Consider the following 15127-nt stretch of genomic DNA (forward strand, 5'->3'; position numbering starts at 1 on the left):
AGCGCCGTCGGCGGGAGCCTCCACGCGCCGATGCGGCCTGCACGACCGAAGGGCTCCGCTACCAGGATTTGAACCTGGACCAAGGGGACCAAAACCCCGTGTGCTGCCGAGTTACACCATAGCGGAATGAATCGGGCATTCCGCCTGAGCAGCGGGTTCATCCCGTTTTCACGGCACCCACTATGCCGGCCCCCCGGCATCCCGTGCGCGAATAACCCCCCGGAAACCGGGCCCGAGATCGCCGAAGCGCCGTCGGCATGCTCGCGGACACACCTGGAAAACGTCGTCCTCGGGCCGCGCGAGGCAAAAATGAGAAGGCGTACAGACCCCTCGCTTTCCGCTCATGACCTGCCATACTGACGGAACTTACGGCTCCGTAGGTTACGTCGCCGTAGCGTTGCCTGTCCCCGATCCGAGGGAATCCCTGTGACCGTTTCCTCCTCCGGTTCCACCGGCGCCGGCGTGCTCGAAGCCGAACGGAAGTCCGCCGACTCCGCCACCCGCGGCACGCTCGGGGGCGAGCGCAAGCACGCCGCCGAACAGATCGCGCTGGCGCTCTTCATCGGCGTCCCGTTCCTCGCGCTGGTGGCAGCCGTACCGGTCGCATGGGGATGGGGGCTGTCCTGGCGCGACGTGGTGCTCGCGGTGGTGATGTACGCCATCACCGGCCACGGGATCACCATCGGCTTCCACCGCTACTTCACCCACGGGTCGTTCAAGGCCAAGCGCCCGGTCCGGATCGCACTGGCGATCGCGGGCAACATGGCCGTACAGGGGCCGCTGGTGCGCTGGGTGGCCGACCACCGCAAGCACCACAAGTTCTCCGACAAGGAGGGCGACCCGCACTCGCCGTGGCGCTACGGCACCGGCGTCGGCGCGCTGTCCAAGGGCCTGTGGTGGGCGCACATGGGGTGGCTGTTCGACGTCGAGCAGACCTCGCAGGAAAAGTACGCGCCCGACCTGCTCAAGGACCGCGACATGATTCGCGTCTCCCGCCAGTTCCCGCTGTGGGTGGCCGTCTCGCTGGCCGCTCCGGCGCTGGTCGGCGGGCTGTGGGCGTGGTCGTGGCAGGGCGCGGTGACCGCGTTCTTCTGGGCCGGCCTGGTCCGGGTCGCGCTGCTCCACCACGTGACGTGGTCGATCAACTCGATCTGCCACGCGGCGGGCGAGCGTCCGTTCAAGTCGCGCGACCGTTCCGGCAACGTGTGGTGGCTGGCCATCCCGTCGATGGGCGAGTCCTGGCACAACCTGCACCACGCGGACCAGACCAGCGCCCGGCACGGGGTGCTGCGCGGTCAGCTCGACAGCAGCGCTCGCACGATCCGCTGGATGGAGAAGCTGGGCTGGGTCTGGGACGTGCGTTGGCCGGACCGGGAACGGGTCGCCGCACGGCGCGCGGCATGATGGGCCAGTGACCGAGACCAGCAGGCGGAGTGCACCGCGCGGCGGCGGTCGTGTGCGCATGACCGGGAAAGAGCGCCGGGAGCAGTTGATCGACATCGGTCGAACGCTGTTCGCGGAGCGTGGCTACGACGCGACGAGTGTCGAGGAGATCGCACACAAGGCCGGTGTGTCGAAGCCGGTGGTCTACGAACACTTCGGCGGCAAGGAAGGGCTGTACGCGGTCGTCGTGGACCGCGAGACGAGCGCGCTGCTCGACGGGGTGACCGGCGCGCTGACCGGCGGCCACCCCCGGGAGCTGCTGGAGCAGGCCGCCTTCGCGCTCCTCGACTACATCGACCAGAACACCGACGGCTTCCGCATCCTGGTCCGGGACTCGCCGGTGGCCCAGTCGACGGGCACCTTCGCCTCGCTGATCAGCGACATCGCCTCGCAGGTCGAGGACGTACTCGGCCTGGAGTTCAAGTCGCGCGGCTACGACCCGAAGCTGGCCCCGATGTACGCCCAGATGCTGGTCGGGATGGTCGCCCTGACCGGCCAGTGGTGGCTCGACGTCCGCCGCCCCAAGAAGGCCGACGTCGCGGCCCATCTGGTCAACCTGGCCTGGAACGGCCTGTCCGGCATCGAACCGAAGCCGAGACTGGTCGGCCGCCGCAGCTCCTGACCCGATCCGGGGTCTTCGGCATGTGAGGCGGGGACGCCCCTGGGGCGATCCCCCTCTCGGCGTCGCGCCCTGCGGCACGGTGACGGCCGCGGAGTTCCGGGGATTCCGCGGCCGTCGCGGGGTGGGGTCAGCGCAATACCGCGCGGAGTTGGTCGAGGGACCATTCCAGGTCGTCCTTGGAGATGACCAGGGGTGGGGCGATGCGGATCGTTTGGCCGTGGGTGTCCTTGACCAGGACGCCGCGGTCCATCAGGGCCTGGGAGACGTCGCGCGCGGTGCCGTGCGCCGGGTCGATGTCGACGCCCGCCCACAGGCCGCGACCGCGGACCGTGGTCACGGAGCGGCCCACCAGCGCGGCGAGTTCGCGGTGCAGGTGGTCGCCGAGGTCGGCGGAGCGCTGCTGGAACTCGCCGGAGCGCAGGATCTCCAGGACCTCCAGGCCCACCGCGCAGGCCAGCGGGTTGCCGCCGAACGTGGAGCCGTGCTCGCCGGGGGCGAACACGCCGAGCACGGCACGGGACGACACCACGGCCGAGATCGGCAGGATGCCGCCGCCGAGCGCCTTGCCCAGGATGTACATGTCGGGCACCACACCCTCGTGCTCGCACGCGAACGTGCGGCCCGTGCGGCCCAGCCCGGACTGGATCTCGTCGGCGATGAACAACACGTCGCGCTCGGCGGTGACCCGGCGCACCTCGGCCAGGTAGCCGGGCGGCGGGACCAGCACGCCGGCCTCGCCCTGGATCGGCTCCAGCAGCACCGCCACCGTGTCGTCGGTGATCGCCGCGCGCAGCGCCGCCGCGTCGCCGTAGGGCACGACGTCGAAGCCCGGGGTGTACGGGCCGAAGTGCCGACGCGCCTCCTCGTCGGTGGAGAAGCTGATGATCGTGGTGGTGCGGCCGTGGAAGTTTCCCGCCGCCACGATGATCCTGGCCCGCCCGTCCGGCACGCCCTTGACCTCGTAGCCCCACTTGCGCGCGGTCTTGACCGCGGTCTCCACCGCCTCCGCGCCGGTGTTCATCACCAGGACCATCTCCATGCCGGCCATCTCCGCGAGTTGCTCGCAGAACGGCGCGAAGCGGTCGTTGTGGAACGCCCGGCTGGTCAGCGTGACCCGGTCCAACTGCCGCTTGGCGGCGTCGATCAGGCGCGCGTTGCCGTGTCCGAAGTTGAGCGCGGAATACCCGGCCAGCATGTCCAGGTAGCGCCGGCCCTCGACGTCGGTCATCCAGGCCCCGTGCGCCTCGGCGACCACGATCGGCAGCGGGTGGTAGTTGTGCGCGCTGTGCTCCTCGGCCAATGCGATCAGTCGGGTGCTCTCGGCGCCGGGGCCGCCCGGGCGACCGACCCCGGACTTGTGCTCGGGGGAGGAGGGGACGGGGGTGTGCTGCGTGCTCATGACGTCCTTTCGCAACGGTGGAGAGCCGTGGGAATCGCTACGAGAGTGGAGAACGGCGATACGGCGATACCGGGAGATGCCGGGAGGAGGTTCGGTACGAAGGCGGGAAAATCCCGTGACAAACGACAAGACGGAGGAAAGTCACCCGGGTGGGTACGGACGGGATACCCCGCGGGGGCGGCGGATCAACGGGCGGCGCGCAGTTCCAGGACGCAACCGCGCACGCTCGCGCCATGGGCCGCGAATGCGGACATGTCCAGCTCGATCGTACGGAATCCCCGCTCCGCCAACCGGGCGGCGAGGGCGGGTGTCGTGTCGCCCATCACCACGCTGCGCCCGTCGGAGACCGCGTCGAGGCCGAGCGCCGCCGCGTCCGCCTCGTCCACCTCGATCCGCTCCGGGAACACCCGGGTCAGCCGGCGCAGCGCGGCCGGGGTGAACGCCCCCGGGTAGTAGGCCGCGGTGTGCTCGCCCAGCACGGTCAACGCCGAGCCGAGTCGGGGAAAACGCGGGTCGGCCAACTCCAGCGGGACCACGGGCAGGCCGAAGAACGCCTGCGCCTCGGCATGCGCGGCCGCCTCGGTCGACGGCCCCACCGCGGCCAACAGCCGGGGGCCGACCGGGATCAGGTCACTCTCGCCCTCGTGGGCGAACACCGGCTCCAGCGCGGAGCGGAAGCCGTGCCGGGCGAACCACTCCAGATACACCGGCGTCGCGGCCGACCGGGCCGCCGCCCGCGGCCGCGCGCCGAGCACCCGCCTGCCCACCACGGTCGCGGCCCGCGAGGCGAAGACCATGTCGGGCAGCCCCGGGCGACCCGGCACCAGGCTCACCCGATGCCCGAGCCCGATCAACACCGCGCGCAACCGTTCCCACTGACCCATCGTGGTCGTGGTGCGCGCCGTGAAGCCGGTAGCCGGCGGCGTCCCGTCCAGGAACACCGGCGGACACATCACGTAGTGCCGCAGTTCGGCCGCCCGCGGGGCGACGAAGCCGCGTCGCCGCTGTCGGGCCACCCGCGCCCGCTCGGCTCCGGGCGATATGCGCTCCGACCGCAGGTCGGAACGGCCCGATCGGCCACAGCGCGAGGTGAGGCGCACGCGATATCCCCTTCTCGCGGACGGTGGCGGCAGGCGCGCGCCCGGGATTTCCGCGGCCCACGCCCGTCCGACCCTGCCGATGACGACGCCGTGCGGTCGGCGGCAGGCCGGGAGCCGCACCCGATCGTCACCGTGGATAGGCGGTCGGCGACCCTCTGTGTCGGCTTTGGACAGCCTAGGTTGCCGGCGCCGGGGGCGTAAAGGCGGCTGCGTTGTCCCCTACCGCACGATCGTTGCGCATTCCCCCGGGCGCTCACCTGCTTTGTTGTGCGCCCCGCGCGGACGTCGTGCGGCTCCCCTGACCGGAACCACGTCACGCGCCTGAGAGAATGGCGGCATGGCCTCGACGCGTCCCCGTGTTCTGTCCGGAATCCAGCCGACCGCGGATTCGTTCCACTTGGGTAACTACCTGGGCGCGATCCGGCAGTGGGTGCCGTTCCAGGACAGCCACGATGCCTTCTACATGGTGGTCGACCTGCACGCGATCACCGTTCCACAGGATCCGAAGCAGTTGCGCGAGCGCACCCGGATCTCCGCCGCGGAGCTGCTCGCGGCCGGTCTGGACGCGGATCGCTGCACCCTGTTCGTGCAGAGCCACGTACCCGAGCACGCACAGCTCGCGTGGGTGATGAACTGCATGACCGGCTTCGGCGAGGCCGCGCGGATGACCCAGTTCAAGGACAAGTCGGCCAAGCAGGGCACCGACCGCACCACCGTCGGCCTGTTCACCTACCCGGTGCTCCAGGTCGCCGACATCCTGCTCTACCAGGCCGACGCGGTCCCCGTCGGCGAGGACCAGCGCCAGCACGTGGAGCTGACCCGCGACATCGCGCAGCGGTTCAACTCGACGTTCGGCGAGACGTTCACCGTCCCCAAGCCGTTCATCGTCAAGGAGACGGCCAAGATCGTCGACCTCCAGGACCCGACGATCAAGATGAGCAAGTCCGCCTCGACGCCCAAGGGCATCGTCAACCTGCTCGACGACCCCAAGGCGAGCGCGAAGAAGATCCGCAGCGCGGTCACCGACACCGGCACCGAGGTGCGCTTCGACGAGAAGGAGAAGCCGGGGGTGTCCAATCTGCTCACCATCCACTCGGCGCTCTCCGGCACCTCGATCGCCTCGCTGGAGGAGCGCTTCGCGGGTCGCGGCTACGGCGACCTGAAGAAGGAGGTGGCCGAGGTGCTGGTCGATTTCGTCACCCCGTTCCAGGAGCGGGTGCGCGGCTACCTCGACGATCCGGCCGAGCTGGACGCCGTGCTCGCCCGGGGCGCCGACAAGGCCCGCGAGGTGGCGTCGCGAACGCTCGCCGAGACCTACGACCGTGTCGGCTTCCTGCCCCCGGTCACCGGCCGGTCGGGAGGCTGAGGCGCAGCACATGGCCAAGCGCACCATCGGGGTGTCGATCGCGATTCCCGAGCCCTACGGCAGCGAGTTGCAGGCTCGCCGCGCCGGGTTCGGGGATCCGCTCGCGAACGCCATCCCGACCCACGTGACCCTCCTGCCGCCGACCGAGGTGGCCGACGAGGCGATGGCCGAGATCGAGGAGCACCTGCGCGCGGTCGCCGCGGGCGAGGCCCCGTTCGACATACACCTGCGCAGCACCGGTACGTTCCGGCCGACCTCGCCGGTGGTGTTCGTCCAGGTCGCGCGCGGCATCCCGGAGTGCGAGCGGATCGAGGCCGCGGTGCGATCCGGGCCGCTGGAGCGCGAGTTGCACTTCCCGTACCACCCGCATGTGACCGTCGCGCATCACCTGCCCGATCACATGCTCGACCTGGCGTTCGCGGAACTCGTCGACTACGACGCGGTCTTCCCGATCTGGGGCTTCAGCCTGTACGAGCACGGCACGGACGGGGTGTGGCGCCCGCAACGTGACTTCGCGTTCGGCCAATCGTTGCCAGGTCCGCTGCCCGTGTGACGCCGTCCCGGCCGCGCGGGACGTCACAGAGTGGAGTCGCGTGTGGGCAGGGCATCGGACGGGCAGCAGTCATCCGTGGCGATCAAGGAGCGGCTGGCGAGGATCCCGGTCATCGGCCCCACCTGGCGGGCCTATTCGCGCTACGGCGATCGACAGGGCAATCGACTCGCCGCCGCGGTGACCTATTACGGGTTCCTGTCGCTGTTCCCGTTGATCACGCTCGCGGCGGCGGTGGTGGCCGCGGCACTCGACCCCTCCCAGGTCCGCCGGATGCAGAACAAGATCTCCGAGCAGATCCCCGGTATCGCCGACAAGTTGGACCTGGACGCGCTGGTGCGCAACGCGGGCGCGGTCGGGGTGATCGGCGGCGCGCTGCTCCTGGTGTCCGGGACGGGGTGGGTGGACGCGACGCGTTCCTCCATCCGGGCGATCTGGGACGTGGAGGAGGAGCCGGGCAACGTCGTCGTGCGCAAGTTCGCCGACGTCGGCGTACTGATCGGCCTGGGGCTCGCGTTGGCGTTGTCGGTCGGCGCGTCCACGTTCGCGACGGTGGTGATCCGGCACGTCTCCGACTCGATCGGGCTCGAACACCAGCCGGTGGGCCGGGTCCTGCTGCAGATCGCCGCGTTCGCGGTCGCGGTCGGCGCGAGCGTGGTGCTGTTCCTGTACCTGCTCGTGGGGATGCCGCGGCTGACCATGCACCGCTCGGTCGCGATCAAGGGCGCGTTGATCGGGGCGGTCGGCTTCGAGTTGCTGAAGCTGTTGGTGTCGTCGTACATCGCGGGGGTCGCGGGCAAGAGCGCGTACGGCGCGTTCGGCGTCCCGGTGGCACTGCTGCTGTGGATCTACTTCGTGACCCGCCTGCTCCTGTTCTGCGCGGCCTGGACGGCCAACGCCCAGGAGGCCGACGAAGCCGCGGACAACATCGAGGCCGCCGCCGAAAAAGCCGCCGCGGAACCCCCGTTGGACCTGTCCAAGTACAAACCCAGGCCCGCCCGCCCCATCCGCACCTACGCCCTGGCGGTAGCCGGCACAGCCACCCTCGGCATCCTCCTGGAACGCTTCACCCGAAACCGCCCACCAACCGACACCTGAACCCACCCGGAAAACCGCACCGCGCCACCGAAGCCAACCCCTCCAGCCCACCCGGCACTTGATGCCGCCGGCAAACCGCAGCGCGCAACCAACCCAGCCCGCCCGGCGCTTGAGGCCATCGGTAAAAGCCAAGCGTCATCACAAAGCCAACCAACCCAGCCCGGCCGGCGTTTGAGGCCGCCTGCAAACCGCAGCGCCTCGCCCGAAGCCAACCCCTTCAGCCCGGCCGGCGCTTGAGGCCATCGGTAAAAGCCAGGCATCGTCGCGAAGCCAACCAACCCAGCCCGGCCGGCGTTTGAGGCCGCCACACCCCTACGGCAGGATGTCGTCCTCGAACCGCACGCCCGAACCCCCCTCGCGCCGCCGAAGGGCGAACAGCACGCCACCGCCCACCACAAGCGCCGCCGGCACCCCGAGCCCCGCCCACAACACCCAGTCGAACCCGTCGTCGTCCGAGGTGGCCGACGCCTTCGTGGTCTTGGTGTCGCCCGGCTTCCCGTCGGCCGCCTTCGTGCCCTTGTCGTTCTTGTCCCCCGGCGCCGCCAACGGCTCCACCAGCATGCCGACCGGCTTGGCCTGGGCCATCGCGGCGAAGCCCCAGTCGAGCAGCTTCCCGGTGTCCTCGTACGTCTTGCCCTTGCCCTCGACGTGCATGATGCTCACGAGCAACGTGTGCCCGCCGCGCTGCGCGCCGCCGACGAAGGTGTTCCCGGCGTTGGTGGTGTAGCCGTTCTTGACACCGAGCATGCCCGGATACTGGCCCAGCATCGTATTGGTGTTCTGGATCTGGAACTTGGCCCCCGCGACACCGGGAAAGTCGGCGACCTTGGTGCTCGCGTACGAGCGGAAGTCGTTGTTCTTGAGCCCTTCGCGGGCGAACAACGCGAGGTCGTACGCGCTGGAGACCTGCCCCGGCGCGTCGTAGCCGTCCGGCGAGACCACGTTGGTGTCGCCCGCCTGAAGCTGCTTGGCCCGCTCGTTCATCTGCCGCACGGTGGTGTCCACGCCACCGTTCATCGCGCACAGCACATGCACCGCGTCGTTGCCCGAGCGCAGGAACACCCCGCGCCACAGGTCCTCGACCTTGTAGGTCTCGTTCTCCTTTATCCCGACCAGGCTGCTGCCCTCGCCGAGATTGCGCAGCTCGGCCGGCGCCACCTGGTGGGTGGTGTTGCGGTCGATCTTGGGCAGCACCGTGTCCGCGAACAACATCTTCAGCGTGCTGGCCGGCGGCAACTTCCAGTGCGGGTTCTTCGCCGCCAGGATCTTGCCGGTCTCCGCGTCGGCGACCACCCACGAGTAGCCCTCGACGGCGGGCGGCGGCGGGCTCCCGGGCGGCAGGTCGCTCTGTACACCCGGTTGGGCCAAGCGCGCGCCACCCACATCCGACATCGACGCGGGGGGCTGCGGCTCCGGCGTGCCCGGGGCGGCCTGCGCCATCCAGGCGGAACCCAACACGAAAGCGATCGCCCCCGCGCACGCGACAGCCGGCTTGCGAGAAGCCCGGAACCAGTAAGACATGCGATGAGCGTACTGGCGGCCCCCGGCTGCGGTTCGGCGACCGCGCCGCCGCATACTGAACCGGGACAAATTTGCTGAACTTTTGACCGGGAAACGGGTGCTTCACGTTGAGGATCGGCCGCGGTACATCCGCCTGTCTGGTGTTGTTCGGCGTCTGGAGCTGGATCCTGTGGCCGAACTTCCTCAGGAACATCTGGGCCGACGACCGCTCCTGGAACGACGGCGCGACCGCGTTCTTCCTGATCCACCTGGCACTGACGATCGTCTCGTTCGCGGCGGGCAACGCGATCGGTTGGCTCGGGATCAAGGGGCTGCGCGCGACGCGGACGTCGCGGACGTGACCGACGACCCCGCGGGCTGCCCCGCGCATCCCGTGCCGGCCGGGCCCGAGTTGTTCACCCGGGAGTTCATCGCCGATCCGTATCCGGCGTACGCGCATCTGCGCGAGTACGCGCCGGTTCATCGCACCACGCTGCCCAGCGGGGTCGAGGCGTGGTTGGTCACCCGCTACGCCGACGCCCGGCAGGCGCTCGCCGATCAGCGGCTGAGCAAGGACCCGCGGCGGTCCGAGGCGGCCTGGAAGCAGGGCAAGGTCGGCGTGCCCGGCGAGCAGCGCTCGGGGGTGGGCGCACATCTGCTCAATCTCGACCCACCGGACCACACCCGGCTGCGCCGCCTGGTGTCCAAGGCGTTCACGCCGCGCCGCGCCGAGGAGTTCCGCCCGCGCGTACAGGCCCTGACCGACCGGCTGCTCGACGACTTCGCCCGGACCGGCGAGGCCGACCTGATCCACGACTTCGCGTTCCCGCTGCCGATCTACGCGATCTGCGACCTGCTCGGTGTGCCGGAGGAGGATCAGGCGGACTTCCGCACCTGGGCCGGGATGATGATCCGGCACGGCTCGGGGCCGCGCGGCGGGGTGGCCCGGGCGGTGCGGCACATGCGTACCTATCTCGCCGAGTTGATCCACCGCAAACGCGCGACGCTCACCGACGCGGACGACGATCTGATCTCGGGGCTGATCCGGGCGAGCGACCACGGCGAACACCTGACCGAGGACGAGGCCGCGGCGATGGCCTTCATCCTGCTGTTCGCCGGTTTCGAGACCACGGTCAACCTGATCGGCAACGGGCTGCTGACGCTGCTCACGCACGACCGGGAACGGCTCGCGCTCCGGGCCGACCCCGAACTGCTCGCGCCCACGGTCGAGGAGCTGCTGCGCTACGACGGCCCGGTCGAGGTGGCCACGTGGCGGTTCAGCACCACCGAGGTGGAGATCGGCGGAACCCGGATCCCGGCGGGCGAGCCGGTGCTCGTGGTGCTCGCGGCGGCCGACCGCGACCCGCTCCGGTTCCCCGCGCCCGACCTGCTCGATCCGGCCCGCGCGGACAACCAGCACCTGGCCTTCGGGCACGGCATCCACTACTGCATCGGCGCACCGCTGGCCCGGCTCGAGGGCCAGATCGCGATCGGCACGCTGCTGCGCCGGCTACCCGATGTGCGGCTCGCGCTGCCGGCGGACGAACTGCGGTGGCGCGGCGGGCTGATCATGCGTGGCCTGCAGCGGCTGCCGGTGACGTTCACCCCGGAGGCGGACGGCCGCGCGGCGGGTGGGCCGAAGCTCGACTGAGCCGAAGTGCGCTCGCCCGGAAGGCGGTTCCGCCTCCGGTCGATCGGGACGCACGTGGGGCGGTGGGGTGACGGATCGTCATCCGTCATCCCGCCGCCCCGCCTGTACCCGAGCACCCTTCTCCCCGTATCGCCCCGACCCCGGTCTTCCCGCCCCTGGCCCCCGCCCCGAGCCCACCCCTGGTCCCACCCCGGTCCCACCCCCGGGTTTTTCCCCGCCCGTCCCCTACCTTCGAGTCCCCCTGCGCGCGTTCCCCCGCCTCACATCCCGGTGCTCGCCACCCCCACGCCCCCGGCGTTCCACCCCTCGGATCACCGTCCTTCGGCCACTCCGGCGTTACTTCCCCAAGACGCCTTCGCGGATCCGGACGATGCTCCCCGCCCCGCCCCCGCCCCCGCCGCGTCCCGGACTAGTCGTGCCCGGTCAGTGCCGCGAGGTCGGCGGGTGTGGGCCGACGGCGCCGTGTACTGCGAACCGGGTGAATGGTGGAGGTCATGCCCTGCTCCTGTTCCCCGAGGCGAACCCTTGCGGTCTCGCTCCCAACAGGGACTTGTCTACAGGGCGTCGTTCCCGACACACAACGGGTCCTTGACACATTTGATCACTTAGAGTGAATCCCGACCATGAAATGGTCAAAGAGGTTTGTTTCAGGCGTGGTTGTCGAACGGCGCGACGATCGAACGCAACAACCCGGCCAGCGCCGCCTGCTGATCGACCGTCAGGCCGGCCAGGATGGCCCGCTCGTGTTCCAGCAACTCGGCCATCGCCGCGTCGACCCGATCCCGGCCGTCGTCGGTCAGCCGGACCAGCACCCCGCGCCGGTCGTCGGGGTCGGGCAGGCGCAACACCAGGCCCTTGGCCGCGAGGCGGTCGATACGATTGGTCATCGTCCCGGAGGTGACCAGCGTCTGGGTGAGCAGTTGGCCGGGCGAGAGCTGATACGGCGCGCCGTCGCGGCGCAGCGCGGAGAGCACGTCGAATTCCCACGGTTCGAGGTCGCGCGCGGAGAAGGCGGTACGCCGAGCGCGGTCGAGGTGCCGCGCCAGTCGGGTCACCCGGCTCAGTACTTCGAGGGGTTCGACGTCGAGGTCGGGGCGCTCCCGCTTCCATGCCGCGACAAGCCGGTCGACCTCGTCTTTCATGAGGTCATTCTAGCGAATCGTTCGATGCCGAGCCTCTTGATGTCGAGATAAGAATCAGCAATATCCGCCATGTTCCGAGAGGATGCGGCCACCTTATGGCCGTACCGCACCAAGAAGGGCCGGAACCCGCGTGCCGAGACGGCGAAGTCTGCGTCCCGGCACGGTAATCCCTTGGTCTCCGGGCCGAACCGGCCGGCAGGGTGGGCGCATGTACCGCACCCGACGTGTCGCGAACGCGGCGCGCTCCCTGCACGGTTTGGCCCTCGGCGACGCCTTCGGCGAGCAGTGGTTCGGCTACCGGGGCGCCGAGCTCACCGAGCGGCTGACCGGCCGCATCACCCCGCAGGCCCGCCTCTGGTACTGGACCGACGACACCGCGATGGCGCTCTCGCTGCTGCGCATCCTGCACCTGTGCGACACGGTGGACCAGGACGCGCTCGCGGCGCATTTCGCCGCGTCGTACGAGGCAGATCCGTATCGCGGCTACGGCCCGTCGATGCACGGCGTGCTGCGCGCGATCCACGAGGGCGAGCCGTGGCGGGAGGTGACGCGCCGCCAGTTCGAGGGCCAGGGCTCGTGGGGCAACGGCGCGGCGATGCGGGTCGCGCCGCTGGGGGCGTGGTTCGCCGACGACGGGCTCGCGGTGGTGGCGGCCGCGGCGGAGCGGTCCGCCGAGACCACGCACGCGCATCCGGAGGCGGTGGCGGGAGCGGTCGCGGTGGCGATCGCCGCGGCGCTGGCGACTCGGGGGCGGGGCGAAGCGGCCCCGGATCCGGTGGAGTTCCTGGCCGAGGTGGCCGGACACACGCCGGAGAGCGACGTGGCGGCGGGCCTGCGGGCGGCCTCCCGGCTGCCCGCCCACGCCTCGGTCCGGCACGCGACGAGCGTACTGGGCAACGGCTCGCGGATCAGCGCCCCCGACACGGTCCCCTTCGCCCTGTGGACCGCCGCCCACCACCAGGACTCCCTCCCGGAGGCCCTGTGGCACACCGCGACCGGCATGGGCGACGTCGACACCACCTGCGCGATCACCGCGGGCGTCGTCGCCTCCCGCACCGCCCTGGCCGACGTCCCGCAACCCTGGCTCACCGCGCGCGAGCCGATCCCGACCTGGGCCGACACCGGCGAAACGGCGACGCCGACCCGCTCCTGACCGGACCGGGGAATCGGGCGCCCCGCTCCGCCCCCGCGGTCGGAGCGGGATCCGTCAACGAGCCAGGTCGGGACGGTACGAGCCCGCCACCCACGCGCGGGTGGCGACGCCGACCCGGTTGAGGGTGTTGATCGCGGCGATCGACCAGACGATCTGGCCCATCTCCACGTCGTCGAAGTACTTCGCCGCCTCGTCCCAGACCGGCGTCGGCACGTGCCCCTCGGTGAGCAGCGTGACCGCCTCGGTCAGGGCCAGCACCGCACGCTCGCGGGCGGTGAAGAACGGCGTCTCGCGCCACACCGGGATCGCGTGCATACGCTGCTCGGTCTCGCCGAGTTCGCGGGCGTCCTTGGTGTGCATGTCCACGCAGTAGGCGCAGCCGTTGATCTGCGACGCGCGGATCTTGATCAGCTCCGCGACGATCGGGTCCAGGCCCTCGGCCGCCGCCTTGCTCAGCGCGATGGCGGCCTTGTACGCGGCGCCGTGCAGGGGCTTGAGGGGCAGTCGGGCCGGGTCGCCGGCGACGGGGGTTTCGGTCATTTCCTGAATGCTCATGACCTCGACCCTACGTACGGATCGGACCACGATTAAGGTCCAATCCCATGCGGAGTTCCTGGGCCATCGGCGATGTGGATCTGTACCTGGAACCCGGCCCCGTGCGCGGCCGGCGGATCGGACTGGAGCGTGCGCTGCGCACGGCGATCGTGGACGGCCGGCTCGCCCCCGGCACCCGGCTGCCCTCCTCGCGCGCCCTGGCCGTGGATCTGGCGATGGCCCGAAACACGGTCGCCGAGGCGTACGCCCAACTCGTCGCCGAGGGTTATCTGATCGCCCGCCGGGGCGCCGGCACCCTGGTCGCCGAACGCCCGGCCGACCCGGTGCCGGTGCCGGTGTACGCGCGCGCCTCGGCTCCGCGCTTCGACCTGCGGCCCGGACGCCCGGACCTGTCGGCGTTCCCCCGGGCCCGCTGGGCCGCGGCCCAGCGGCGCGCGCTGGCCGCCGCCGGACCCGACGCGTTCTGGCCGCAGGCCGACCCGCGCGGCCGGATCGAACTGCGCGAGCGCCTGGCCGACTACCTCGGCCGGGTCCGGGGCGTGCGCACCCGGCCGGATCGCATCGTGGTGTGCGCGGGCTACACGCAGGGCCTGTACCTGCTCGGCCACACGCTGGCCGCCCGCGGCGCGCGCCGGATCGCGATGGAGGACCCGGGGCTGCCGTTTCTGCGCGAGATCGTGGCCCGCACCGGCGTCGAGGTCGGCGCCGTCGGGGTGGACGGGCAGGGCGCCCGGATCGACACCGCCGGCGACGCGGACGCGATCGTGCTGACCCCGGCCAACCAGGCCCCGATGGGCGTGCCGCTGCACCCGGACCGGCGTGCGGCGGCACTGCGCTGGGCGGCGGAGACCGGTGGCGTCGTGGTCGAGGACGACTACGACGGCGAGTTCCGCTACGACCGGCACCCGGTCGGCGCGCTCCAGGGTCTGGGCGCCGAGCACGTGGTGTACGCGGGCACCGCGAGCAAGATGCTCTCGCCGGGCCTGCGGCTCGGCTGGCTGGTGGTGCCGCCGTACCTGCTCGACGACCTGCTCGCGGTCCGCGACCGACCCGAGTTGGCGGTGGGCACGCTGGATCAGCTCACCCTGGCCGAGTTCATCGCCGCCGGCGACCTGGACCGGCACGTGCGCCGCGCCCGCCTGGCGTACCGCGACCGCCGCGACCGGCTCGTCGCGGAGCTGGCCCGGCGGGTGCCGGCCGTACGGGTGTGCGGCATCGCGGCGGGCCTGCAGGTGCGGCTCGAACTGCCCGAGGGCGGTCCGGGCGAGGAGGAGACGCGCGCGCTGCTGGCCCGGCGCGGCGTGGCGGTGCACCGCATGGGCTGGTACCACCGGGCCCCGTACGCCGAGCACCCGCCGGGGCTGGTCGTCGGCTACGCGGCGCCCGCCGCGGCCGCCTTCGCCGGCGCGCTGGAGGCCCTGGTCGGCGCGCTGGCCGAGCTGTTCGGGCCGAGGGTCACGCCCGGGCGCGCCCGGCTCCCCGCACACACCGGGGGCGGGCCGTTCGGCCCGCCCCCGGTCGATTCCGCGTGAGGCCGGCGCCGCGACG

The 15127-nt window shown here is 71.3% G+C and carries 14 protein-coding genes and 1 tRNA gene; 9 read left to right on the plus strand and 6 right to left on the minus strand.

Features of this window, described 5'->3' with window-relative positions; genetic code table 11:
- Window positions 1-53: 53 nt before the first annotated feature.
- A tRNA-Gln gene (locus tag ACFRCG_RS34625) sits at window positions 54-126 on the minus strand.
- Between the two features lie 336 nt (window positions 127-462).
- On the opposite strand from ACFRCG_RS34625, the gene ACFRCG_RS34630 reads away from it, so the two are divergent.
- Together ACFRCG_RS34630 and ACFRCG_RS34635 are read left to right on the plus strand one after the other, a co-directional pair.
- Window positions 463-1404: an acyl-CoA desaturase gene (locus ACFRCG_RS34630; RefSeq protein WP_380038965.1), complete on the plus strand. Its 942-nt coding sequence runs from the start codon at window positions 463-465 to the stop codon at window positions 1402-1404.
- Window positions 1405-1462: 58 nt separating this feature from the next.
- On the plus strand, window positions 1463-2065 hold the full coding sequence (locus ACFRCG_RS34635) for a TetR/AcrR family transcriptional regulator (RefSeq protein WP_101897050.1): 603 nt from the start codon (window positions 1463-1465) through the stop codon (window positions 2063-2065).
- A gap of 127 nt (window positions 2066-2192) precedes the next feature.
- Here the strand turns inward: ACFRCG_RS34635 and rocD are convergent, their stop codons facing one another.
- Both rocD and ACFRCG_RS34645 read right to left on the minus strand, forming a co-directional pair.
- Window positions 2193-3464, minus strand: coding sequence for an ornithine--oxo-acid transaminase (gene rocD / locus ACFRCG_RS34640; protein ID WP_380038893.1), 1272 nt, complete (start codon window positions 3462-3464; stop codon window positions 2193-2195).
- Between the two features lie 185 nt (window positions 3465-3649).
- Entirely contained in the window at window positions 3650-4564 is a 915-nt protein-coding gene (locus ACFRCG_RS34645) for a dimethylarginine dimethylaminohydrolase family protein (protein WP_380038895.1), read from the minus strand.
- A 337-nt stretch (window positions 4565-4901) separates the two neighbouring features.
- On the opposite strand from ACFRCG_RS34645, the gene trpS reads away from it, so the two are divergent.
- From trpS to ACFRCG_RS34660, 3 genes are read left to right on the plus strand one after another with little or no spacing between them, the layout of a single operon-like run.
- Window positions 4902-5930, plus strand: coding sequence for a tryptophan--tRNA ligase (gene trpS / locus ACFRCG_RS34650; RefSeq protein ID WP_380038897.1), 1029 nt, complete (start codon window positions 4902-4904; stop codon window positions 5928-5930).
- A gap of 10 nt (window positions 5931-5940) precedes the next feature.
- Complete coding sequence (locus ACFRCG_RS34655; protein WP_380005260.1) at window positions 5941-6483, plus strand: 2'-5' RNA ligase family protein; 543 nt, start codon at window positions 5941-5943, stop codon at window positions 6481-6483.
- A gap of 42 nt (window positions 6484-6525) precedes the next feature.
- Entirely contained in the window at window positions 6526-7578 is a 1053-nt protein-coding gene (locus ACFRCG_RS34660) for a YihY/virulence factor BrkB family protein (protein WP_380038899.1), read from the plus strand.
- A 312-nt stretch (window positions 7579-7890) separates the two neighbouring features.
- Here the strand turns inward: ACFRCG_RS34660 and ACFRCG_RS34665 are convergent, their stop codons facing one another.
- Window positions 7891-9099 (minus strand): D-alanyl-D-alanine carboxypeptidase family protein, encoded by a 1209-nt coding sequence (locus ACFRCG_RS34665; RefSeq protein WP_380038901.1) that lies wholly within the window; start codon window positions 9097-9099, stop codon window positions 7891-7893.
- 107 nt (window positions 9100-9206) lie between these two features.
- Between ACFRCG_RS34665 and ACFRCG_RS34670 the strand changes: the two genes are divergently transcribed.
- Both ACFRCG_RS34670 and ACFRCG_RS34675 read left to right on the plus strand, forming a co-directional pair.
- Window positions 9207-9440 carry an SCO4848 family membrane protein gene (locus ACFRCG_RS34670; RefSeq protein ID WP_380038903.1) on the plus strand — a complete coding sequence of 78 codons (234 nt, stop codon included), beginning with the start codon at window positions 9207-9209 and terminating at the stop codon, window positions 9438-9440.
- On the plus strand, window positions 9437-10729 hold the full coding sequence (locus ACFRCG_RS34675; RefSeq protein WP_380038905.1) for a cytochrome P450: 1293 nt from the start codon (window positions 9437-9439) through the stop codon (window positions 10727-10729). The genes ACFRCG_RS34670 and ACFRCG_RS34675 overlap by 4 nt, the downstream gene beginning before the upstream one ends.
- 647 nt (window positions 10730-11376) lie before the next feature.
- Here the strand turns inward: ACFRCG_RS34675 and ACFRCG_RS34680 are convergent.
- Window positions 11377-11871 (minus strand): MarR family winged helix-turn-helix transcriptional regulator, encoded by a 495-nt coding sequence (locus ACFRCG_RS34680; RefSeq protein WP_380005268.1) that lies wholly within the window; start codon window positions 11869-11871, stop codon window positions 11377-11379.
- 208 nt (window positions 11872-12079) lie between these two features.
- Here ACFRCG_RS34680 and ACFRCG_RS34685 point away from each other — a divergent pair, with 208 nt between their 5' ends.
- Entirely contained in the window at window positions 12080-13024 is a 945-nt protein-coding gene (locus tag ACFRCG_RS34685; protein ID WP_380038907.1) for an ADP-ribosylglycohydrolase family protein, read from the plus strand.
- A gap of 54 nt (window positions 13025-13078) precedes the next feature.
- On the opposite strand, the gene ACFRCG_RS34690 is transcribed toward ACFRCG_RS34685, so the two are convergent.
- Window positions 13079-13579, minus strand: coding sequence for a carboxymuconolactone decarboxylase family protein (locus tag ACFRCG_RS34690; protein WP_380038909.1), 501 nt, complete (start codon window positions 13577-13579; stop codon window positions 13079-13081).
- A gap of 47 nt (window positions 13580-13626) precedes the next feature.
- On the opposite strand from ACFRCG_RS34690, the gene ACFRCG_RS34695 reads away from it, so the two are divergent.
- Window positions 13627-15111, plus strand: coding sequence for a PLP-dependent aminotransferase family protein (locus ACFRCG_RS34695; RefSeq protein ID WP_380038911.1), 1485 nt, complete (start codon window positions 13627-13629; stop codon window positions 15109-15111).
- Window positions 15112-15127: the final 16 nt, after the last annotated feature.

This window comes from Embleya sp. NPDC056575, from assembly GCF_042793325.1.
In the GTDB taxonomy this organism is placed as follows: Bacteria; Actinomycetota; Actinomycetes; order Streptomycetales; family Streptomycetaceae; genus Embleya.